General features: G+C 31.7%; 14 protein-coding genes. 11 read left to right on the top strand and 3 right to left on the bottom strand.

The features are described 5' to 3' along the window. The 5 genes from J3477_RS25015 to deoD form a co-directional block, all read left to right on the top strand. The coding region (locus J3477_RS25015) for an ABC transporter permease (protein ID WP_206870709.1) at positions 1 to 417 on the top strand (417 nt) is incomplete at its 5' end. A gap of 300 nt (positions 418 to 717) precedes the next feature. Continuing rightward, positions 718 to 1,734 (top strand): LacI family DNA-binding transcriptional regulator, encoded by a 1,017-nt coding sequence (locus J3477_RS25010; RefSeq protein WP_206872957.1) that lies wholly within the window; start codon positions 718 to 720, stop codon positions 1,732 to 1,734. A 96-nt stretch (positions 1,735 to 1,830) separates the two neighbouring features. Further along, positions 1,831 to 3,135 (top strand): pyrimidine-nucleoside phosphorylase, encoded by a 1,305-nt coding sequence (locus J3477_RS25005; protein WP_206872956.1) that lies wholly within the window; start codon positions 1,831 to 1,833, stop codon positions 3,133 to 3,135. A gap of 253 nt (positions 3,136 to 3,388) precedes the next feature. Beyond that, positions 3,389 to 4,594, top strand: coding sequence for an MFS transporter (locus J3477_RS25000; protein ID WP_206872955.1), 1,206 nt, complete (start codon positions 3,389 to 3,391; stop codon positions 4,592 to 4,594). Between the two features lie 187 nt (positions 4,595 to 4,781). Beyond that, positions 4,782 to 5,489: a purine-nucleoside phosphorylase gene (gene deoD / locus J3477_RS24995; RefSeq protein ID WP_206872954.1), complete on the top strand. Its 708-nt coding sequence runs from the start codon at positions 4,782 to 4,784 to the stop codon at positions 5,487 to 5,489. 285 nt (positions 5,490 to 5,774) lie between these two features. Here deoD and J3477_RS24990 read toward each other — a convergent pair whose 3' ends face one another. The 3 genes from J3477_RS24990 to J3477_RS24980 form a co-directional block, all read right to left on the bottom strand. Beyond that, the gene (locus J3477_RS24990; RefSeq protein ID WP_206872953.1) at positions 5,775 to 6,713 is read right to left on the bottom strand and encodes an AEC family transporter; all 939 of its coding nucleotides are present in this window, start codon (positions 6,711 to 6,713) and stop codon (positions 5,775 to 5,777) included. A 163-nt stretch (positions 6,714 to 6,876) separates the two neighbouring features. Continuing rightward, positions 6,877 to 7,743 carry a LysR family transcriptional regulator gene (locus J3477_RS24985; protein ID WP_206872952.1) on the bottom strand — a complete coding sequence of 289 codons (867 nt, stop codon included), beginning with the start codon at positions 7,741 to 7,743 and terminating at the stop codon, positions 6,877 to 6,879. Positions 7,744 to 7,874: 131 nt separating this feature from the next. Beyond that, the gene (locus tag J3477_RS24980) at positions 7,875 to 8,579 is read right to left on the bottom strand and encodes a cyclic nucleotide-binding domain-containing protein (protein WP_206872951.1); all 705 of its coding nucleotides are present in this window, start codon (positions 8,577 to 8,579) and stop codon (positions 7,875 to 7,877) included. A 419-nt stretch (positions 8,580 to 8,998) separates the two neighbouring features. Between J3477_RS24980 and J3477_RS24975 the strand changes: the two genes are divergently transcribed. The 6 genes from J3477_RS24975 to J3477_RS24950 all read left to right on the top strand — a co-directional run bounded on the left by J3477_RS24975 (position 8,999) and on the right by J3477_RS24950 (position 25,714). Then, on the top strand, positions 8,999 to 9,424 hold the full coding sequence (locus J3477_RS24975; protein WP_206872950.1) for a DMT family transporter: 426 nt from the start codon (positions 8,999 to 9,001) through the stop codon (positions 9,422 to 9,424). 13 nt (positions 9,425 to 9,437) lie between these two features. After that, positions 9,438 to 9,905 carry a DMT family transporter gene (locus J3477_RS24970; RefSeq protein ID WP_206872949.1) on the top strand — a complete coding sequence of 156 codons (468 nt, stop codon included), beginning with the start codon at positions 9,438 to 9,440 and terminating at the stop codon, positions 9,903 to 9,905. A gap of 365 nt (positions 9,906 to 10,270) precedes the next feature. Next, entirely contained in the window at positions 10,271 to 12,178 is a 1,908-nt protein-coding gene (locus J3477_RS24965) for an ABC-F family ATP-binding cassette domain-containing protein (RefSeq protein WP_206872948.1), read from the top strand. A gap of 444 nt (positions 12,179 to 12,622) precedes the next feature. Beyond that, the gene (locus J3477_RS24960) at positions 12,623 to 15,256 is read left to right on the top strand and encodes a DNRLRE domain-containing protein (RefSeq protein ID WP_206872947.1); all 2,634 of its coding nucleotides are present in this window, start codon (positions 12,623 to 12,625) and stop codon (positions 15,254 to 15,256) included. A gap of 20 nt (positions 15,257 to 15,276) precedes the next feature. Then, a complete protein-coding gene (locus tag J3477_RS24955; protein WP_206872946.1) occupies positions 15,277 to 25,344 on the top strand; it encodes an RHS repeat-associated core domain-containing protein in 10,068 nt (3,355 codons plus the stop codon). 13 nt (positions 25,345 to 25,357) lie between these two features. After that, positions 25,358 to 25,714 carry a hypothetical protein gene (locus tag J3477_RS24950; RefSeq protein ID WP_206872945.1) on the top strand — a complete coding sequence of 119 codons (357 nt, stop codon included), beginning with the start codon at positions 25,358 to 25,360 and terminating at the stop codon, positions 25,712 to 25,714. The last annotated feature ends 78 nt before the right edge of the window (positions 25,715 to 25,792 follow it).

The raw sequence follows: 25,792 nt of genomic DNA, 5'->3' as shown, positions 1-25,792 counted from the left end.
AGAATAAGAGCCGTTGGAGAACATCCAAAGGCAGCAGATACTCTAGGAATAAACGTATATAAGATAAGATATGTCTGTGTTGTAGTATCAGGAATGCTTGCAGGTCTTGGTGGAGCTGCATTATCACTTGGAAGTACACCACTATATAGAGATGGAATGGTATCAGGAAGAGGATTTATAGCTCTAGCAGCTGTTATCTTCGGTAACTGGAAGCCAAAAGGAACGTTACTTGCATGTTTATTATTCAGTTTTGCAGATGCGTTCCAGTTAAAATCACAGTTACTTGGACTTAAGCTTCCAACAGAAATATATTCAGTATTCCCTTACGTAATAACAATGATAGCTTTAGCAGGATTTGTAGGTAAGACACAAGCTCCAGCAGCTGATGGTGTACCTTACGAAAAGGGACAAAGATAATCATAAGAAAAGTTTAAACATGAAACTTAAAAAAATAGAATGCTTAAGAACATTGTTGTTAAGCATTCTATATTAGATTTAAAATAATAATTTTATAAAGTAAACTTTTTATAATTGAAAAAAGTAAAAATATTAGGTAATATGAAACATTTTTATTTTCTTTAGGTATAAAATAATTAATAAATATACACTTTTTTTGTAAAATTCACTTAATAAACTGCATAAATGCATATAAAATGCTGTCGCTTTGTAGTATAATAACCATGCAGTCTTTTCAGTTAAAAGTGAGGGGGATAATATATGGGCACTACAATTAGTGATATTGCAAAAAAATCAGGAGTTTCTCTAGCTACAGTTTCAAGAGTTTTAAATAACTCAGGATACGTTAAAGAAGAAACTAGAATTAAGGTATTAGAAACAATAAAAGAGATGAACTATACTCCTAGTGCAATAGCAAGAAGTTTATCTAAGAATGAGACTAATACTATTGGAGTGATAGTACCAGATATAACGAACTCTTACTTTGGAGAGCTTATAAAAGGTATAAGTGAGGTAGCGGAAGCTTCAGATTTGAATATTGTACTTTTTAATACAGATGATAATTTAGAAAAAGAACTTAAGGCATTAACTGTGATAAAGGAGCATAGATTGAAAGGTGTAATCATGTCTCCGATGTTCGGTGAAAATGAATTTAATAGTAATTATGTTAATACTTTAGAAAATTTAAATATACCAATAATATTTGTAGTAGCGGATGTTAAATATACTAGTTTTAATGGTGTCTTTGTTGATAATATAAAAGGTGGCTTTGAAGCTACAAATATTCTTATAAAAGAAGGTCACAAAAAGATAGGAATTATAACAGGTCTTTTAAGCTCAGAGCCAGCAATGGACAGACTTATGGGTTATAAAAAGGCCTTAGCTATGAATAATATTCCAATAAAAGAGGAATATATTTTTAAAGGTGATTTTAAACTTAGTACGGGATATGACATAACTAAGAGTGTTCTAAACATGGAGGATGGTCCTACTGCTTTAGTTATATGTAGTAATATGATGACTATGGGAGCAGTAAAGGCAACCTTTGATGCAAATAAAAAGATACCAAATGACTTAGCTATAGTAGGCTTTGATAAGTTAGAATTTCTAGATATGGTTGGAATAAACATAACATATATGGAAGACTGTCCTGAAGAACTAGGAAAATCAGCGATGAATATGCTTAAGGAAGTAATAGACAACAAAGATATAGCGGAAAAGAAGAGATTAACAATATCTCCAACAGTTATAGTAAAGGGATCAGAAAAGAAAGTGTAGTTATCAAGTTCTATATATAACCTTATAAAGCTTGATAGCTAAAAATAATTACTTATAATAAAAAATAGTTATTTTTTGATAAGGGAGAATTTTTATATGAGAATGTATGATTTGATAATAAAGAAAAGAAATGGCGAAGAGCTTTCAACTGAGGAAATAAATTATTTTGTTGATGGATATACAAAAGGAACAATTCCAGACTATCAGGTTTCATCACTTTTGATGGCTATATACTTTCAAAAGATGAATATGAGAGAAACTGCAGACCTTACAATGGCTATGGTGCATTCTGGAGATATACTTGATTTATCGAAAATAGATGGAGTTAAGGTAGATAAACACAGCACTGGTGGCGTGGGAGATACAACTACTTTAGTTCTTACTCCTATGGTAGCTGCTTTAGGTATTCCGGTAGCTAAAATGTCTGGTAGAGGACTTGGGCATACTGGAGGAACTATAGACAAATTAGAATCTTTTGATGGATTTTCAGTAGAAATAACAGAAGAGCAATTTATAGAAAATGTAAATACTAAGAAGATTGCAATAATGGGCCAGACTGCTGATCTAGCACCAGCAGACAAAAAGTTATATGCACTTAGAGATGTTACAGGAACAGTTGATAATATATCATTGATATCTTCTAGCATAATGAGTAAGAAAATTGCAGCAGGTGCAGATGCTATAGTTCTAGACGTTAAAGTTGGAGATGGAGCATTCATGAAATCTTATGAAGATGCTAAGAGACTTGCTGAAGCAATGGTTAGTATAGGTAAGAATGTTGGAAGAAATACAGTAGCTGTTATTTCTGATATGGATCAACCATTAGGACTTGCTATAGGAAATGCTCTTGAAGTAAGAGAAGCTTTAGATACCTTAAGTGGTAAAGGACCTAAAGATTTATTAGAATTATGTTTAGCTTTAGGTAGCAATATGGTTGTGTTAGCTGGCAAAGCCCAAAATATTGAGGAAGCAAAGGCTATGCTTTTAAAGACTATAGAAGATGGTTCTGCTACACAAAAGTTCAAGGAATTTGTTGCTGCACAAGGTGGAGATGCTGAGCAAGTTACAAACCCAGAATTGCTTGCAAAAGCTAAGTTCGTTTATGAAGTAAAGAGCGATATAGAAGGTTATGTATCAAAGATAAACTCAGAAAATATAGGTCTTGTGGCTATGGAGCTAGGGGCTGGAAGAGCGACTAAAGAAGATAGCATAGACTTAGCTGTAGGTATAGTTCTAAATAAAAAAAGAGGCGATAAAGTAGCTAAAGGAGATGTTTTAGCTTATATACATGCAGATGATGAAGCTAAAATACAAAAAGCTGCTGCTGGGATAGTAAGTAATTACAAAATATCTGAGAGATATGAAGAAAATATCCCACTTATATATGATGTAATAAGATAAGTTTAGAGATATTAAAAAGCGTGAATAAAGGATTCTGCATAGAAAATCTTAGTTCACGTTTTTTATGAGCAGATGTGTAAGCGCTTCCTTATATCGCGTAAGTAATTATGAATATACTAGAGTATTTAATGAAAGATGTATTGCACTTATGGAAAAGCTATTTTTAATGATTTCATTGTTTTAAATACAAATAAAAAGAGATTATAATATAAATTCTATTTTTAGTGGTGCATTTATAAATGAGGAGAAGATTATGGTTTTAAATAATAAAAGAAACTTTTTTATAATAGATTTTTTTGTGGCTTTCTTAGTTGTCTTTGGAGTAGTTATGTTTCTTCCTATGTTCCAAAGTCTTCAAAGCATCTTTGGTGTAAGCGTGTCAAGTATTGCCTGGCTACCTAATATAGGATATCTTAGTATGATATTATTTCCTGCTGTAGCAGGAAAGGTAATGAGTAAGATAGGTGCAAAAAAATCACTACTATTATTTATAGTGGTTTGGATAATAGGTATTTCAGTAGAAATAATAGCACTTAATACTGTAAGTTATTTTATATTTTGCAGTGGAAGGCTGATAGAAGCTTTGGCAGAAGCAGCATTTTTCCCTATATTACTATCTATGAATAAAATAGTTATGAAGGAAGAAAGAGATGGAAAGTTAGGCTCAAGTTTGGTGGAGATAGGATCAGCTATTGGTGGACTTATTGCTGCAGTGGTAGCTGGATACTTTTTAAACTCACCTAAGACTTTCTTACTTATACCTATAGTTATTGGTGCTTTAACTTGGATATTTGTATTTTCTTCAATAAATGAAATAAGCATTGAAGAAGATAATGAGTCAAATAATAAACTATTAAAGGTAAAAGAAAATAAATTTGATTATATAAGCTTGCTTTTCATGATATTCATGACACAAATAACTTTTGCAGCTTCTCAGGTTTACTTATCTTATTATATGGAGTCCTTTAATGCTTCAAATTCTACTGGATTGGTTATATCAATTGAGCAGATACTAATAGCTACAGGGGCGATGTCTCCAATGTTGCTACTTAGATATTTCTCGTTTAGATCTATAAGAAACACTTTAATTGGAGTTTTTGTGGTTTGTCCAATTATATTAGCACTGCATATTTCATTACCATTATCGATTTTAGCTCTATCAGCAATATGCTTGATAGTTGGAATAGGCTTCTCAACTTTGAATATATATCTTTCAAAGACTGTAGTTACAAATGCTTCACAAAAGATATCTTTTTATACTGCAGTAAGGTTTGCAGGTGGATTTGCCCTATCTTTCATCTGGGGAAATTATATAGATAAATATAAAGCTTTAGGATATAACTATATAAAGATATTCAATAATCTTTATATGATGATGGCCGTTTTGGTAGTAATAATATCAGTAATAGTAATAATAATGCAAAACTCAAATAAGAAGCTTTGGAGTGAAAAGAATTAAATAGTAGGTACTATAGGCAGACTATATAGAATATTATTCCAATTTGAGCTATAATTTTTGTTGTGAGATAATTTTATAAGCTTTCTAATTTATGATGAAAGATATTAAAAGCTTAAACTTAATAATGATAAAAATAAAATTTAAATAAATATAAGTACTTATAAGGTACTTCAATGGAGGTATAAAAATGAGCATTCATATAAATGCAAAAGAAGGACAAATAGCTGAAAGTATATTGTTACCAGGAGATCCACTAAGAGCCAAATTTATTGCTGAAAACTTTCTTGAAGATGTTATCTGTTATAACGAAGTAAGAGGAATGTATGGATTTACAGGAACTTATAAAGGAAAAAGAGTTTCAGTTCAAGGTACAGGAATGGGTATACCATCAATATCAATTTATGCAAGTGAGCTTATACAAAGCTATGGAGTTAAGAATCTTATAAGAGTAGGTACTTGTGGTGGATATCAAGAATCTGTAAAGGTAAGAGACCTTATAATAGCAATGGCGGCATCAACAGATTCAAACATAAACAAAATTAGATTTAATGGAAGAGACTTTGCTCCAACAGCTAGCTTTAAGCTATTAAGAAAGGCTTATGATTTTGCTGTGGAAAAAGGCTTTGATCCTAAGGTGGGTAATGTATTTAGCTCAGATACCTTCTATGGAGATACTACTGAAGAATGGAAGATATGGGCTAAGTTCGGATGTTTAGGCGTAGAAATGGAAGCTGCTGCACTTTATACCTTAGCAGCAAAGCATGGTGTTGATGCATTAGCATTACTAACAGTAAGTGATCATTTTATATATGATGAAATAACCTCAGCAGAAGAAAGACAAACAACTTTCACAAATATGATTGAAGTAGCACTTGATACAGTACATTCACTATAGTATAAGATAAATTACTTTGAAATTAAGACGTCACTACTTCCGATACTTTAATGAGCTTCGCAAAGAATTAATATGATTTTCTACGATTCAAAGATCATTTAATTCTAATAGCTTGCTCTATAGTATCTACGTAGTGACGTCTTAATTTCACGATAAGATTAAATTCAACGTAAATTTAAATAAATATGAAATAAAGGTAAACACAATTCTAAAAAACTTATCTCACTAACAATTCTTCCGCACATATACTTTAAGAAACTGATACGTGAAAAAATTCTAGTTAAATTACAATAAAATCATATAAAATGGGATAAATAGTATGCTTAGTAAAGTGGTTGTAACAGTCATAAGACTAGCATATTTATGATTAGCTCCAAAACTTTTTGCAACTATTGCGGTGTTTGTCATAACTGGCATCGCAGCCTGAATTATAAATACATTCTTCATAAGTGGAGGTATCGGGAAGTATAAGCATAGTAGAAATACAAGTAATGGAGATATTAAAAATCTGCCTATAAATAAAGCAATCATATCTTTATTTATTTTCACTTCTTTGAAATCTACAGAATGCATAGTTATTCCTATAAAGAGCATTGATAATGGAGTGGTAAGTCCACCTACATATTTGCAAGTATCTAGTACAAATCTTGGTGGAGTGATATTTAGCATTATTAAAATTAGAGCTAATATGAAGCCCATAAGTGGAGGAGAAATCAATCTTTTTAAGGTTCCAATAGAAAATATCTTACTACATTTACCGCTTGTTCCATCCTTACTTATATCATATACGCCTAAAGTCCAAAAGAATGTAGTATTTGCTATATAGTAAAGTAATACATAAGGAACACTTGATTCTCCGAAAAGAGCTAGATTTACAGGAAGTCCTACGAAAATAGAACTGGAAACAAAAAACATAGAACGGAAAGTTCCAGCACTTTTATCATCTATTTTTAACGTTTTAGAAACTAAAATTGCTATAAAATACCCAGCTGACATAGAAACAAAGGGAATGATAAGTCCGCTTCCTAGATGTATTAATTTATCTTTATTAAAATTGTTCATAAGATCAACCAGCATAAGGCAAGGTAAAGCTATATTGCATACCAGTTTTGAGAATATCTTTGAAGCTTCTTCGTTCAGCCAGCCTTTTGAAGTTAAGAAATATCCTATAAATATCATTATTACTATACTTAGAATGCTTTGTAATGCATTAAAAAAAATCATAATTAGCCCCCGAAAATTATATGTTTTTCGAAAATATATCTTATTGGGTTATTATAGCAGAATAAAATGTATAATAAAAATACTTAATAATTATCGAATTCATACATAAACAGGTATAAATTTAAACAATCATTAAGTATATAAGGTTTTTATTAGACTATATTTAAGTATTGAATATCTGTAAAAAGCGTTTTGCAGGAGCAGATAAGTATTTATCTTTCATCCATATGATACCTGTCTTTGTAATAAGCGAAGGTTCATTTATATCTTTATACACCAAATTGGAGTTTTTAAGTAAGCCTACCCAGTCCTTTGGTACAATAGCTACTCCCATGCCTTTATTTGCCCAGGTTAAGAGAGATCTGGTATCCTCTATCTTACAGAAAATATTAGGCTCAAAACCGGAATTTTCGCAAGCTTCTACTATGTTTTTTTCAAATCTTCTATTTACAAGCAATGGTTTGTTGGCAAGCTCAGTTATTGGAATTTCTTTTGTTTTTTCATCCCAATATATATTGCCTTTAGTTGCAGCAACCATTGGAGCACTTTCTAAATATATTGATTCAAAGCCTTCTGAATTTACTGGAGTACGTATTATTCCTATCTCCACAAAACCATCGGTAAGAAGCTTTAAGATTTCTTTAGTATTCCCTTCTCTTATATCAAAGGTTATACCTGGATATTTGTCGTAAAAATTCATTATTTTATTAAGTAGCAGGGTATCCCCCTCAGAAGAGATTGTTCCAATAGATAAAGTTCCATTAAGACCGTCCTTTATATCCTTTATTTCTTTAAGGGTAGTATCCATTAGTTCAATCATCTGCTCGCAGCGATTTTGAAGTATTTGACCAGCACTAGTTATTTGAAATTTTCTAGTACTTCTCTCTATCAATTTAACCCCAAGCTCATCTTCTAGTATTTTTAGCTGCTGACTTAAATGAGGCTGAGCGATATGAAGCTTTTTCGAGGCTTTAGTTATATTACCTTGCTTAACAATTTCCAGGAAATAAGTAAGTTGCTTAAAGTCCATGTATATGTATTCCTTTCTAATTTGAGGTTAACGTTTATTTGTTTTAATTTTATCACTAAGTAAATGAATATAAGTTGTTACAGCGTATAGGTAGAGCTTGTTATACAAAGCCCGCCTTATATACTTTAAAGCTATTGATATAAATCTCCAGCTAAATTTTCTAACTGTTCATAATCTAATATGATTAGAGAGTTCCCTTCTCTAGCTATAATTTTCTGATCGCATAATTTATTTATTATCCTAAGCAAGTGCCGATAGCTTGTGCCTAAAAGTTCAGCAATTTCAGTAAACCGCTCAGCTACAATGCCTTTTAGACTAGTTGAAAGATCTTCTTCGCTAGATATGGCAAGCATATAACTTGCAAGCCTATTCTCTAAAGGGTAAAGAAGATTTATGGAATTAGATACGGCAGAAGTAGAAAGCTTTTCAGAAAGACTTTTACATATATGTCTTAAAAATATGGCATCGTCTATAGCATATTTTCTAATCACATCTAGTGGAATTGCTATAAAGGTACAGCTGTGTACCGCTTCCACATTACAATTAGCAGTGCCCTCACTTATAAACTCTAGATCTCCCATGACCATTAAAGGATTATAGAATCTCAAAAGAAGAGACTTTCCATTTTGAAGTAAGGTATAAACCTTGCACTTGCCTTTAACTAGGAAATAGAAGTATTCAATTTCCTCATTAGACCTATATACAAGTTCACCTTTTTCAAAGATGTGTATTTCCATATGTGAGGTCATGTCACTGCTAAAATATGAATCTATATTATGAATTTCTTTAAAAGCTTCTATAGTTGACCTATTATTAATTTTAATTATATAGAACACCTCCATGGTGTGTAAATAAAAGTATCTAACTATATTATAGACAATAACTATAAATAAAAAAATAGAAAAGTGACATATGTCATATGATAAGTTTTTTAATTTTGGTATCTTAAGATATGGATAACCGATAAGCTTATATTTAAATTAAGTGGTTATTCATCCAATGCTTTAATGAGCCTTCGCAAAGAATTAATATGATTTTGTCATATTCCATGGCTAAAACTGTAAACTCACTACGTTCGAACAGTACAGTTTCTTAACGCCATTCCATCTGAAAAAATCATTTAATTCTAATAGCTCGCTCATATAGCATCTCCTGCATAACCACTTAATTTTTAAATAATATTAAAAGTAAACCCAGTATGATAATAGTTAATCTAGGATATCAACAAAATAATTTTAGGGGGATAAATAAAAATATGTATAAGTTATTTACTGTAATTATAGGATTTGTGATAACTATAATGATTAGTTTTAATAGTGAACTTCAGGCTAGTGTCGGGAATAATCTTTCTTTAGTAGTAATTCATTTAGTAGGACTTATAAGTGTAATAATTGTGATGTTAGTTAAGAAAGAAAAATTTTCTATGGACCTTCATAAAGTGCCAGTGTATCTGCTAAGTGCAGGATTAATTGGAGTTATGGTGGTTCTCATAAATAATCTAACTTTTTCTAAAGTTGGAGCGTCACTTTCAATATCTTTAGGAATGGTTGGGCAGCTTGCTGCTGCTACTGTTATAGATCATTTTGGTCTTCTTGGAATGAAAAAATATAGCTTTGAAAAAAAGAAGCTTATAGGCTTTGCTTTTATAATTCTTGGGATAGTAGTTATGGCTTTATATTAGGGAGGAATTTTAGATGTTAAATATTTTGTTGACAGTTTTAGCGGGAGTTTTTGTTACTCTCTCAATGATAATAAATGGGAAGCTAGCAGAAAAGATAGGGGGACTTAAGGGAACTCTTATAAATTATATAACAGGCCTTTTTTTTTCCTTATTGTTATATATAATAGTAAGATCTACTGGAACGGCAGCACCGATGACAGAAATTAATATGAGTAATATACCTATATATGCTTTCTTCGGAGGATTATTAGGAGTTGTGGTAATAGTTTTATCAAATAAGGTTATTCCTAAGATTCCAGCTATATATTCTATGGTGCTTATTTTTGTAGGACAAATTGTAATGGGAATGGTCATAGATTATTTTAGTTTCCACAAGTTTTCAATGGGCAAGTTTATTGGAGCTTTATTTATAATTTTAGGGGTAATATATAACTTTAATGTAGATAAGAATATGGCTAGTAGTAAAGAGGCAGAAGTTTAGATATATGAAGGTGAGCTTGTTATAGCTCACTTTTTATTTTTATTACAAAGGATAGTGTACGAGTCAACATTAGTTATTTGCTTGTAGATTGCAATACAACTATGTAAATAGATAACTATATAAATATTTAACTATGCAACTATTTATATAATCATATAATTAAAAAATTATATAAATATATAGTATTTATGCGCCTTGCAAGGTAATTCCATTTGAAAAGCAGGTACGCATAAGATATAATCAGAGTTAGTGTGAACTGCTTGACGTATTATAGATAAGCAGATATTACTTCTTAATAATTTTATATTAAAAGTTTAGGGAGAAGCTCCTATAATAAGATTATTCACAAAGAAAGGAATTAATAGATGAATCTTTTAACCATAGAGAACGTATCAAAAAGTTATAGTGAAAAGAAACTTTTTAATAATATAAGCTTCGGAATAAATGAAGGAGATAAGATTGGTATCATAGGTGTAAATGGTACTGGTAAAACTACTTTTCTAAAGGTTGTATCAGGAGTAGAAGTTCCTGATGAAGGAAAGGTAGTGAAGGGCAACTCAGTAAGAGTGGAATACCTTTCTCAAAGTCCAGATTTTAATCCAGAGTCAACAGTACTAGAGCAAGTATTTAGGGGGGACACTCCTTTAATGAAGCTCATAAGACAGTACGAAAAAGCAATGGAGAGCCATACTGCCACTGGTGAAGAAATAATGAAGCTTACAAGTCAGATGGATAGTTTGAATGCTTGGAGTATAGAAAGTGATGCAAAGGCTATCTTAAATAAACTTGGAGTTTCAGATTTTAATGCAAAGGTAGGCAATCTTTCTGGAGGACAAAGAAAGAGAATAGCTTTAGCTGCTGTTCTTATAAGTCCTTGTGATCTATTGATATTAGATGAGCCTACAAATCATCTAGATAACGATACTATAGACTGGCTTGAACAGTACCTTAATAAAAGAAAAGGTGCACTTCTTATGATAACTCATGATAGATATTTCCTAGACAGAGTTGTCAATGAGATAATAGAACTTGATAAAGGTAACCTTTATACTTATAAAGGAAACTACAGTGATTTCCTAGAGAAAAAAGTAGAACGTGAAGAGATGGAACTTGCTAGTGAAAAGAAGAGACAAAATCTTTTGAGGAAAGAACTGGCTTGGATAAGAAGAGGGGCTAAAGCTAGAAGCACAAAGCAGAAGGCCAGAATAGATAGATTTGAAGAACTAAGCGAGCAGAAATTAGATATAGATAATTCTAAGGTTGAAATATCCGTTGCTAGTACTCGTCTTGGAAAGAAAGTAATAGAAGTAAATAGCATAAGTAAGTCTTTTGGCGATAGAAAACTTATTGATGATTTTAGCTATATATTACTTAGAGATGATAGAGTTGGGATAATAGGACCTAACGGAATGGGTAAATCCACCTTGATAAATATAATAAGTGGTAAGCTTAAACCAGATAGTGGCGAGGTGGAAGTTGGCGAAACAGTTAAGATAGGAGCATTCTCGCAAGAAACTTATCATATGGATGATTCTTTAAGAGTTATCGATTATATAAGAGAAGGTGCAGAATTTATTTCTAATGAAGAAGGATATAAATTAAGTGCATCACAAATGCTTGAAAGATTTAAGTTTCCACCAGCAGATCAATGGACACCAATATCAAAACTTTCAGGTGGGGAAAAGAGAAGGTTATATCTACTTAGAGTTTTAATGGAAGCTCCAAATGTTCTTATATTAGATGAGCCTACCAATGATCTTGATATAGAGACCCTTACGATTCTAGAAGACTACTTAGATGAATTCCCTGGTGCAGTGATATCAGTATCCCATGATAGATACTTCCTAGATAGGATGGCAACTAAGATCTTCTCCTTTGAAGGTAACGGAAAGGTAGATCAATATACAGGTAACTACACAGACTATAAAGAAGATAATAGACAAAAAGATATCAACAACTCAGAAGAAAAGAATAAGAAAACTGTTGATAAAAAAGTAGAGGCTGTGGATAGTAATCAAGGTAAGAAAAAAGAAAGAGCATTAAAATTCTCCTTTAAAGAACAAAGAGAGTATGACGAAATAGATGAGGTTATAGCAGGGATAGAAGAAAAGATAAGTGAACTGGAAAGCAAGATAAATGCAGCCAGCACAAACTATTCTCTTCTTCAAGAGCTTATAGCAGAAAAGGAAGAAACAGAAAAGCTCCTAGAAGAGAAGATGGATAGATGGGTTTATCTAAATGATCTTGCTGAGAAGATAAGTGAAGGTAAATAATAATATATAAAGACTAGCAATAATGTGATTTTACATACACATTGTTGCTAGTCTTTGTTTTTTTCACATATAAAACTTTAGTTAAGATATAGTATAGCAAATAAAACCTGCAAAAAATGTAGAAATATGATGAACGAATTATGCTTTAAATATAGATAAATACGAAGAATTATTATTTGGAACGAAAAACTATGAGTTTTTGATTAAACGTTAATAAATTAAAAGGTTGTTTGACAAATTATGATATAAAATGCGATAAAAATATATATATTTACAAATGATCTTATATTGAAAATATAAGAATTAATATAGTAGTATACGAAGGTGGTTACTGAATTTCTAGATAAAGGTTAATTAATAACTTTTAGTGGATGGGCTTACTACTTGAAAGATGCTTAGCATGTTTCAAAAATTTAATCTAAATTTAATAAAAGGGGTGTTATTTTGCAAAAGAGAGTTAAAGTGCTGGCTATTTCAGCTATTGTAATATGCTCTGTAGGGGGAGCAATGGTATACAATAGCAAAAAGTCAGATGTAAAGAAGCCTAGTATTACTAGTGTTGAATTACAAGAGAGGAAGACAGAGAATAAAAACGTATATCTTAATTCAGATGGTACAGTTACTGAGAGGATATACCAAAACTCTATCAATTATAAAGATGGAGATGTTTATAAAGAGATAGACAACAGGTTAGAGTCACAAGAAGTAAATGGAGAGAAGAAACTTGTCAATAAAGCCAATAGTGTGAAAGTTATATTGGACCTGCAGAGGAAATCAGATAATTTAGTTAATATGAAATTCGATAAATACTCTGTTGCCTTTTCACCAAAGGTAGAAGAACAATATAAAAACAGCAAATTTACGGTATTATCGTTAAAGAAATCAGATGTAGACAATGATGTGGTACTAAAAGATAATAATCAGAAATATGGTTCTGATTCGAATAAGGATGATACCTATGGTATACAATATGAAGATTTGTATAACGATGGACAAGATATATCCTTTCAATATATACCGATGTCAGATGGAGTAAAGGAAAATATTGTTTTAAAAAAATATAATAACAAAAATAGTTTTGACTTTGTTGTGGACCTAACTGGATTAAATCCTGAGAAGGTTGAAAATGGAGGTATCATATTAAGAGATAAAGAAACAAAGGAAGAAAAAGCTTTTATAGCACCTCCTTTTGTTCATGATTCTTCCAAGGAACAAAGAGAAACTGATAATAATTCTATAAATATAGAGAACATAAAAGGCGATCAATACAAGATTTCAATAGTTGTAGATAAAAACTATTTGGAAAATAAGGATACAGTTTATCCAGTAGTAATTGATCCATATGTTACATCATTGGTAACTAATCACTACACATTAGGTTCATGTATAAAAAGCCAATATCCTACTTATAATTTTGCATCTGATCCATATTTAAGAACTGGTAACTGGACAGGATCAGATCCTTCAGGAATAATGTACTCTTACCTTAAGTTTACTAGCCTTCCAGCTGTTCCAGGAAGTAAGATAATTTCAGCTAATATGAGATTATACTCTGATAACGTGGGAACTGGTGCAATGAATGTTGAGATGCATAGAATAACAACAGATTGGGATTATACCACAGTAAAGTGGAATATGAGGCCGATTTGGGATGATGCTGTTGAAAGTAAAATAACTGTAACAAATGCTACAGGATGGTTTGTATGGGATTTAACTTCCTTAATTAAAAGGATGGCAGATAAATCGGTACCTAATTACGGAATATTTATGAAGAAAGATGATAGTGCGTCTCCTACTATAAGGAAATTTAATTCACCTAACAATTCAAATCCTCCGTACTTAGAAGTTACATATAAAGTGCCAGACAGTCCAACTATGACATCCGCAACAGCTAATAGTGCAAGTGAATTTATAAATCAGAGTAAAGGATATATAAACTTAGCTTGGAGCCCTATAAGTGATGCTGATGGATATGTTATTCAAGTATGGAATGGAACCAGCTATGTAATGGTGCAGGATGTAGGCAATAGAACAAGCTGGTCAACAAAGGAAAGAAAGTTCTGGCCTACAGCAACGGAGATTGCAGCAGGAAATGGTGCAATCCATGGAAGCGATAACAATGGAGCAGATTATCTACCAGATAATCCTCATCCAGTATATGTTATAAATAAGCAAACTAACCCAGCAGAAGCTTACATCTATGCTTTTAGAGTGCAAGCCTACTATACAGCGGGCGATAGTAAGATACTGAGCCCCCTAATTGCAACAAACAACATAAATGCAAAGATATTATCAATTCCAGATACAACAGCTCCTAAGGCGGTTGCAAACATAAAGCTTAGTTCAAAGCTTACTAGTGATTTATCTAAATGGCAGATAGATTGCAGCTTTGATCCTTCAACTGATAACCCTGAAACAATGGCTACTGGAATAAGCAAATATGTAGTTGAACTTTACAATAGTAGCAATGTTAAAGTTGATTCGAAAGAAGTAACTACAACAAGTGCTAGTTTCATTTCAGATGTGGACAATGCTAGCTATTATACAAAAGTATATGCTTATGATAAGAATGGTAATTATGTTGTAGCGCCTAACAGTAGTACTGTAACAACAGGAACGAGAGTTACAAGTAAAGAAGTTGTATACTTTAAATCTAATAAAGACACTATCAATGTAGGGGATCAATTTGAGATATATGTTAATGCTAAGGGATTAGATAAAGTATTAGCAAGTTCTCTAGATTTTAAGTATGACAATACCTTAATAAGTGTTTCTGATATAGTACCAAGCACGGTTTGGGACTTACCTAATGCATATACCTATAAGACAACAGATACTAGTAATCAAGGTTTATTAAGTTCTTATTCTGTTAAGTTAAATAGTAGTATAAGCCTTACTGACAATACTATATTTACGATTAAGGCTAAGGCCTTAAAGGCAGGAACCTTGTCTCTAAAAGCAGATTATAAAAATACTGCTTTAGATAATTCAAATTATAATGTTAGAGTTAAGTTTTCGGATGATAGTGCCAAACTGCTTCAGTATCAATCTATTAGCAGTAGCTTAACTATAAAATAATAATAAATGGAGGAAACATAATGAGGGGGAAAAGTAGAAAGTTATTAGCTACGTTATTGACTATATTTATGTTAATAACTAACAGCTCTGAAGTTCTAGCTGCTACCAATATATCGGGTAATATAGACAAAGCTACTTCACAGATGAGCAGTTTGGCTTCTTTGATAGATTCAAAATTGAGTTCTATAGAGGGACCTAAAGAAAAAGAAGATAGGAATTCTAAGGATTTATTTATTAAAGAAAGGGATTCTTTAATAAATAAGATTACTGATAGAAATGAACCTAAGATTGAATCCTTTAGAATAATTGATAACAAATATGTAGAAATAAGGTGGAATAGCGTTTCTAAGACAGCTGAATATGAACTAAGCATAAATGATAAAGTTATAAAAGTTGGAAAAGCTATTAGCTATTTAGATGCAGAGATTAAAAAGAATACAAAATATCAATATAAAGTTAGATCTATAATAGATGGAAAGATAGGTAGCTGGAGTGAAATTAAGATATACGATAAAACAAGTATAGAAAATACGGATAAAAAAACTACTAGTATACTTACAGCAAGTAATAAATTAGAAGCAAAATCCGTAGCTTTAACTAGCGATCAAACACAAACAGTATCCCTAAGTATTCAATATCATATAACTTATGAACCTAACACTGATAATTTAATAAGTGGGTGGTATAGTAACATATATGATGATGAAACTGGTGAATTAAAAACAGGAGACATAACGAGCGGCATTTTTGGACCTAATAACAGAGGCGTAATTGATGCTATAAAGATAAAATTGAAAAATGCTCCTGCGGATATGGGAATAAGTTATCAGGTTTGCATAAAGGATGGCAATAATATATCATGGGAAAACTGGAAAGCTAACGATGAACAGGCAGGGATAGTAGGCAAAGAAATAAAAGCTATAAAAATTAAAATTGATGGTAGTAATTATGGTTACTCTATTCAGTATACAGCAAGTGGATATGGAACTTCTGGGGAGATATATAACTTAGCTTATAATGGAGGTATTTCAGGATCAGAAGTTGCTGGTAAACCGTCTATAAATAGTATATGGATGCAATTATCTAAAATGACTGTGATAGATAAGGATACAACTTGGTCAGGAGAAAAAACTATAGATGGATTAATAGATGTAGGCCCTAATGTTACTTTAACTATAAATCCTGGTAGTAATATTAAGTTTTTAAATCAACCAAATCAGCCAGCTGGATTTGTGGTAGATGGAAAGATAATGGCAAATGGACAAGATACTAATAGGATAAAGATAGGTCCTACAGATGGTAATACAAAGTTTGACATACTTATTAGAGGAAATGCTGTTTTTCAAGGCAGTAATTTAGATATATTAGGAAATGTTACAGGAAGAGCTGCTTTGATCTCGAATGCAGGAGGCCTAATTTTAGATAAAAGTACATTGAGTAATAGTGTGAGCAATCAAGGTATTGGAGCACTAGGATTTGATAAGGCGGCATCGATGCAAATATCTAATTCCAGCGTGAGTAAATTTCAAAATGGAATTGAGTTTGACTCTGATGATATTTTTAAAATATCAAGTAACAATATAAGTGATAACTATTGTGGTGTATATTTGCATACAAGGGTGAAGCAAAGATTAAATGCTGCAGAAATATCTCAAAATACATTCAATAATAATAAGACAGCAATAGAAATTTCTGATGGAGATACACTGAAAAAGAATGTGCTAGTTTTAGGGAATATAATCAAATCTAGTGGAACAATAGGTATAAGTATATCAGGTGATAATATATCTAATGTTGATCTACAGAAAAATGAGATTAGCGGAACTAATACTAGTAAAGCAGTAAGTGATAAGCCTTCAAGCGGTCCTATAGTTATAAATGGAGGGATTAATTCTGATACTACTGATTTGCTAGCGAAAATAAATTACTCAGATTCAACTAAGGCAAACTTATTATCTGGAAACAATTACGATGCAATAGTTTTCGGCAATGCTACAGTAACAGGTAACTGTGTAATAGAAAAAGGAAAAAACAATATTTTAATAAATGACTCTATTAGTGTAGCTAAAGGTGCAACTCTTAAATTAGATAAAGGCGTTGTATTAAATTCTAGATATAGCAAAACTCAAGATGGAAAGTATAATAATTCCTTATTTGTTGAAGGTAAATTAGTTTGTAGCGGAACTAGTGCAGAACCCGTAGTGATAACTAGTGTAAATGACAAAAGTTCTGGGTTAGTATATAAAGACAATTCAGATCCGATAGATACTAATTTTAGCAGTATCTACATAAAACCTGAAGGATTATTAACAGCAAGTAACTTAATTTGTAGAAATGGAATTTCTAGCATATTTAACAATGGTCAAGTGATTTTAAATAATTCAAATATAGTAAATGCAACTACTGGTGTTGTAAACAATTCACAATTAAATATAATAAATAGTACAATATCAAATTGTAAGACTGGTATAGATAATGATTTGGGACAAGGAACGATTGCTTTAAGTAAAATAACCAGTTGTGAAACAGGTGTTGTGGGATCTGATGGTAAAATTAATGTAATAAATAATATATTCCAAGATTGTGGTTCATCAAATTTGGGACAAGCAATATTATTTGTACATGGGGATAGCCCACAAATAGTAGCTAATTCATTCTTAAATAAGGTAGGAAACGCTACTGCGCTATATAATTTATCTGGAAAAATAGATGCTAAATATAATTACTGGGGAAAAGATGTTGGACCTAATGATAGAGAACTTAATGAGAGTTATAATCCGGCTAAGGGGTTGTTTGTAAAAGGGAAAGTAGATTATTCTGGTTATTCTGATAAGATAATAAAACAAGAAAGTTTATGGATTCCAGAATATAATGATCAGATGAATGATTTCATAACCCAACAGGATTATGCTATTCAAAGACATTTTGGAGAAGAAGGAGCAAATACACCTACGGGTAACTATAGCAAAACTGCTAAGGATATGACAATAACAACTCCAGGACTAGATATTGATATATATAGAACCTATAACTCTAAAGGTAAAGATAAGCCAAGTATAATAGGAAGTGGATGGAGATTCTCCTATGAAAGTTCTATAAAAGATATAGATAAAAATGCCGGTATAAAGGGGAAAATTATAACTTTACCTAATGGAAGTGTTCAGAGCTTTGAGCTTAAGAGTGATGGAACTTATGTTGCTTTAGATTCAAGGAACAAGCTAGTATATACTAATAACCAATATATCTTAACTTCAAAAACGAATGATAAATATGTATTTACAAATAATCTGCTTACTGAAATTAGAGATAATAACGATAATAAGTTAACTATAAGTTATGATTCAAGCAACAATATAAATGCAATTAATGATGAAAGTGGAAGATCATATGTATTAAGCTATACAAATGGAAAAGTATCTACTATAACGGAAAAGATAGCCGGAGTTTCTAAGAGAACAATTACCTATAACTATTCAAATAATCTTTTACAATCTGTAACTGATATGAATGGTCATATAACTGAAGCTTATTTTTATGATGCTCAAAGCAGATTGAATAAAGTTACAAAAGAAAGTCAAGTTGTTGAGGAGATAACTTATTTTGATGATGCTAATAATAAAGATAAGATAAAAACGTATAAAAATTCAGATGGAAATGTGGAAACTTACGAGTATGATAATTCTCAAAGAATCGTAAAGATTACTGATAGTAATAACAATGTAAGACAGCAGTATTATGATAGCAGTATGTTCAATACTTATACAATAAATGCAGATGGTTCAATAGATAAAACTTATTACGAAAAAGATGAAAATGGTATAAATAAATATGGGGAAGAAATGTTCACTTTGGATTCTCTAGGTAATACTAGAATGAAATATAGAGATGAAAATGGTAATGTTACAACAGAGGTTAATCCAGATAATAGTGAACAAAAAAGTACTTATGTTAATAATAATCTTGTGACTCAAACAGATGAGAATGGTAATACAACTTATTATACTTATGATGCCAATGGAAATATGACTAAAAAGGTCACCCCATTAAATAGTGCTGATGTTTATTCAGGTATAGATGGTGATAATTTCGCTATAGAAAAATATGAGTATTATACAAAACAAGAAATGCAGACAATAGGCTGCAATATAGCAGGGCTACTCAAGACAAAGACTGATGCTAATGGCGGTGTAACTAAGTATACCTATGATAAATCAGGTAACCCTAGCACTATAACAGATGGTGAAGGTAATGTTACTCAATTTACTTACAATGAATTTGGTTTTAAAACAGTAGAGATTTCTCCAAATCAGTTTAAGACTACTTATACTTATACCAATACTGGAGATCTTTTAACAACAACCTATCATGATGGTTCTATAAGAAAGAGCATATATGATGCGTTAGGTAGAAAGATAAAAGATATAACACCAAATCTATATAGTCAATATGGTGATACAAAAGGAAGCGAAACAGCTTACTATCCAAATGGAAGAATTAAGAGCACAAAGGATGAGGTAGGAAACATAAAAGAATATACCTATGATTTATATGGGAATATTAGCACTGAAAAACAACCAAACGGGTCTATTTATATTTATGAGTACGATAATATGAATAGGATTGTTAAAAAATCTTATAAAGAAAAGTTAGATGCTAATCCTGTAATATTAGAGGCTTATAGTTATGAAATAATTTACGGCAATGAAATGAAAAATAATAATTTAAAAGTCAGTAAAAAGGCATATATAGATTCTACAAATTTTACTACTAGCAGTGTACTATATAACTATAACAAGCAAATAGTACAAACGGTTAATGAAGATCAGACAACTACAAAAACTGAATTCATGAGAAATGGATTAAAGGCTTACGATACTGATGAGAATAACGTAAACCATTATTATAATTATGATGGACTTAACAGATTAGTATCTGAATATAGGCCTGTAGATAATAGTTCTGGTGAAGTACTATATAGCTACTCCAAGTATGATTACGATAAGAACGGAAATAAGATAAAAGAATCCATAGGTAAGGAATTAGTTAAAAAGGGTGCAGTTCCTACAAGCTTTGTTATTAAGGAATCCTCTTATTATAAGAATGGAAAGCTTAAAGCACAATGGGACAACGAAGGAAGAAAGTCAGAGTATGAGTATGACGGTAACGGTAATGTAACTAAGCAAACTATATACACTGATAAGAATGGTGGAAAGAAGATAATAACTTATTCAAATAACTATCTAAACAAGCCATACAAAAAATCAGAACAAGTAGTTTCGGGAGATATTTTCGGAAACGCTATAACTAATACTACTTTGATTAATTTAGATACTACTTACAATTATGATTTGAATGGTAATTTGATTAAACAAACTTCACCTGATGGACATGAAATAAGCTATGGCTATGACAATCTTGATAGACAGACATCTACAACAGAAAAGACTTTAGATGAGACAGGAACAGAAGTTGTAAGCACAACTACAAAGGCTTACGAATGGAATGGACAAATTAAAGAAACTGTAGATGCAAAGGGGAATAAGACTCAGTACCAGTATGATGCAATGGGAGTACAAGTTGCTGAAATTAATGCCAAAGGTGATAAGACAACCTATCAGCATGACTTACTAGGAAGAATTACTGAAAAAGTGTCTGCTAAAGATAGATTTAGATCTAAGTGTGTTACTACAGATGAAATAGCTAAATACTATGGAACAACTGAAAAAAGTGATAATTGGAACCCTAAATATGATTTAAACCATGATGGTGTAGTCGATATATTAGATATAACTATAGCGGGAAAGCTTTCTACTGACATATCGATAGACGAATTAAATTCACATTATGGCAGTAAAAAGGGAGATTCGAATTGGGATCAGATTTATGATTTAAATGTGGATGGTATTGTAGATATACTTGACGTTGTAATGTTAACTAAAAAAATACCTTCAGCACCGGTTGAATCAGAATACCCAACTAAAGATAGGCTAATATATAATAGTAGAGGTTGGGTTATAGCTGAACAAAGAGTTGAGTATCCAAAATATAATTCTAGTGAATACGTAACTGTCGTGAAAGCTTATAAGTATGATAATAAGGGGAATAGAATAAAGGAACTTGATGCTTCTGGATATGACTCTGGAACAGGAACTTCTGTTGAAGAAAAGATAAATTCAGGTTATGGAAAAGAGTATCAATACAACCTTAGTGGAAAGGTAGTTACAGAAAATACTCCAGCTAATAAGGACAAAGGATTAACCTTTACTCATAAATATCAGTATGATGGACTACTAAGAATGGTTAAAGATACTGACGCTAACAATAATGCTATAACTTATGACTATAACAATTCTGGAAAGGTAACCTCAAAGAAACTTGTTTCAGCTAGTGGAACTAAAGAGCTTGAAAGATACGAATATGACTTGGTAGACAATGTGACTTTAGCTGTAGATGGTAATGGTAATAAGACTACTACAACATATAACAGCTTAAATAAGCCAAAACAGACTATATTGCCTGGAGATTCAAGCATATTAGGGGATAGCATAGTATATCAATATGATAAACTAGGTAACCAAGTATTCAGCCAAAACTCAAAAGGTATTATTTCAAAGAATCAAAGAGATCCTCAAGGAAAGATACTAATAACCACAAATACAGATGCAGCAGGCACAAGCAGCATAAATCAAGAAGTTAAATACGATAAGAATGGAAATAAACGTTTTGTAAAAGACGGAAATGGTAATGTAACAACTTATGAATACGATGAATTAAATAGAATTAAGTCCACAAGCATTGATGTTAAGAATGTTAATGGGGTTGTAGTCCCACATAAAACTTCTTATGAATATGATGCAAATGGAAACATAACAAAAGAAACTGATTACTTAGGAAATTCTAAAATATATAATTACGATATATTCAATAGAATCATAGAAAAGTATGACGGATCAAATAAGCTTATTGAGAGATTAGAGTATAATAAGAACGGTACTCAAAAAAGATCTGTAGATGCCTTAGGAAATTCAACAAGATTTGAGTATGATAAGGACAATAGACTTATTTCTAAAACAGATGCAGAAAATAATAAGTCAAGTCAAACCTATGATAAGGTAGGAAATGTAGATACAAGAACAGATGCAAAAGGCAACAAGACAGTTTATAGCTATGACGAACTAAACAGATTAAAGTCTGTATTAAATGCAAAGAGTGAATCTACAACTTACACTTATGACAACAATGGAAATATGTTAGAACAGGCAGACGCAAAGGGAAATAAGACAATCTATGAGTACAATGCTGGTAACAAGGTTTCAAGAATAATAGAACCTAAGGGTAAAACTATAAGTGGAACAACAATAACTTATGATGCAACTAAGGTTCAAGAATTCACTTATTATGAAAATGGTAATGTTAAAACTCACAAGGATCAAAATGGAGTAGTTACTCAATATAGCTATGATATTTTCGGAAGAGAAACTTCTGAGATAAATCCAACAGCTACTATATCCTTTGAGTATGACAAGAATGGTAATCAAACTAAGATGACTGATTCTACCGGTGTGACTTTGAGAGAATATGATGCTCTAAACAGGGTTATAACCAAAACCGTTCCAAACATAGGTAAGAGCACATATCTTTACGATGTTAAAGATGGAGTTGACTTAGGCTTTTATGCTGAAGTTTCAAATGATCCAAAAGCAAATTCAGTTAAGAAGGTATACGATAAATCTGATAGACTAGTGAAGGTTATCGATGGAACTAGTACTACAGCTTATGAGTATTATGACAACGGAGCTAAGAAGAGTACCGTATATCCAGATGGATCTAGAGAAGATTATCAATATAACAAGAATAATACCCTAAAGACTCTTGTTAATAAAAATAGTAATGCAACTGTGATAGAAAGCTTCAGCTACACTTATGATGCAGCAGGAAATATTTCTTCTAAAACAGATAAAAAAGGACAAACTACCTATGAGTACGATGCACTAAATAGAGTAACTTCAGTTAAAGAACCAGGTGGAAAAAATACAAGCTATACTTACGATTTAAGTGGTAACAGACAAACTGAGACCGTAGTTCAGAATAATGTTACTAACATTACAACCTATACCTATGATGAACAAAACCGCTTGACTCAAACTACTAAAATGCAGGATACTACAGTATTAGGTTACAAGAAGTACGTCTATGACAACAATGGAAATGTTACAAAAGAAGTAGCAGGACTTGCGAACTTCGTAGTACCACAAGCAGTAAGTGCAAGAATGTCAGATATTTATAACAGTCCAGAAAAAACTTACGATATAGTAAACACTGAGATAAAAGACAAGGTTGTAGCTAAGACTGTAACTACATTAATAAGCAGCTCAATAGCAGCAGACAATACACAGTTTAATGAAAAGATAGTACAATATAGCTATGACAACTTTAATCAATTAACAGAAGCAAAAAATGATGCAGGAACAATCTTAAAAAATACTTACAACGGTGAAGGCTTAAGAGTAGGTAAGGAGCAAGGCGCTCAAAAGACAAACCTTCTATACGAAGGAGATCAAGTAGTACTTGAAGTAGATGGAGCTACTGGAACAGAAAAAGCAAGAAATGTATATGGAAACAATCTAATAAGCAGAAAATCAGGGACTACAACAGCATACTACATGTACAACGGACATGGAGATGTTACAAACTTATTAGATGGAAAGGGAGGAATAATAGGAAGCTACTATTATGATGCCTTTGGAAATGTACAAGAAAATACATCAACCTTCAGCAATCCATATAGGTATGCAGGATATCAATATGATGAAGAAATCGGAAAATACTATCTACTAAACAGAATGTATGATCCAGAGTCAGCAAGATTCATGCAAGAGGACACCTATAGAGGAAATGCAAATGATCCACTAAGCTTAAATCTATATACTTATGTAAACAACAACCCAATGATTTATGATGACCAAAATGGACATTGGCCAAGTTTTGTAGATAGCTTCTTTAGTAGTGCAAAGAGTGTAATAAGTAGTGTAGTAAGTAGTGTAAAAGAAGCTGTAAGCTACGTTGGCAGTAAAATATCAAGTGCGATATCCTCTGGAGTAAGTTATTTAGCTAATACTAGTGTAGGAAAAGCAGTAACTAGCACAATTAGTAAGGCTAAAAAAATAGTTAATACTGCAACAGCAGCATATAAAGCAACTACTATAGTGTATAATAAGGTCGTTAAGCCAAAGGTAGAAAGAGATACTCAACAGAAAGTTGAAACCTTAAAAAAGGGAATATCTGTAGTAGCATCAGTTGGTAGTATAGTAAAAGATTTAGTTATTCCAAAGGTAGAGTTTAAAGCCAATAATATAAGTAATAGCACAGATTCTGATGGTGAGTACAATATGATGCCTAGTGCTAGTGGATTTATATTAGGCTTTGATCAATTTAATATAATCAGAGGGGTAGGAAACTTTATAGCTCCTATGATTGGCGGCACGAAGATTACTGATGATGATATAGAAAAGAATATGAAGAGTAGCTATGGATTTGCGCAGGCTTACCGTGTTGGTGAAGTTGTATCATTGATTGGAGCTCTTGGAGGATCTAGAGTATCACCTTCAATGGAACCAGCACTGGTTACAGGAGGAGCATCAGGGGCTAGTGCAGCAACTAGTGCGAGAATTAATCCTGGATTCAGCTTCTTTGAGAATGGGAAGAATGGATCTGGAGATGAAGGGGTGAACTCAACTAAGGAGACTAGTAAATCTGTGAGAGATGGTGCTACTAGAGCAGCACAATATTCAAATAATTGGTCAAATGGTAGTTTAAATGAGGCTATAGAAAAGTTTGCACCAAATGTTAAGCCTGTATTAAATGAAAAAGGTAAAATGATTTATACTAATTCTGAAACAGGTAAACAAGTAGTATATGATACAAAAGGAAACTATTTCAGAATAGAAGATACAAGCCGTCCACGTGGTAGAAATTATTTAGATTTAAACGGAAATGACATGAATAATAAAATCGTTAATGGCAAGCAGATGGGACGAAATAAAGCAGAATATCAAACAGTTACGCATTTTAATAATATTGATAAATAGGAGAGTAGTATTTATGAAGAGGGATAGATATATTAGGATTCCAAAAGATTATAAAGCTGTAGAGGATTATGATTATGGGATTCAAAAACCAGAGCAAATGGTGGAATGGATACTTAGTGAAGAAGAGTATGGTAGACTAGATAAGCTAGGTGTTTTTAATTTAATAAACAACGAGTGTGATATAATTATTGATGATTTTGAAGAAGAAATTTTACCGTTTGATAAGTTAGTTAATGCTAAAAATATAATTGATAATATATTGAAAAATAATAAATTCAATGATGTTATAGAAAAAGAGTTATTGGAAAAATTTCAAGACATAATTCACTTTGCAATAGAAAGAAAAACTTTAATTGGATTTGATTTTTAGATAAAAATCTACGGTAACAGTTGGAAGGATTGTCACTGACTTTGGTATAGAGCTTGATAATGTAATAATACAGTAAGA

This window comes from Clostridium zeae (assembly GCF_017312485.1).
In the GTDB taxonomy this organism is placed as follows: Bacteria; Bacillota; Clostridia; order Clostridiales; family Clostridiaceae; genus Clostridium_AR; species Clostridium_AR zeae.
This window is presented reverse-complemented; position numbering and strand designations above follow the sequence as displayed.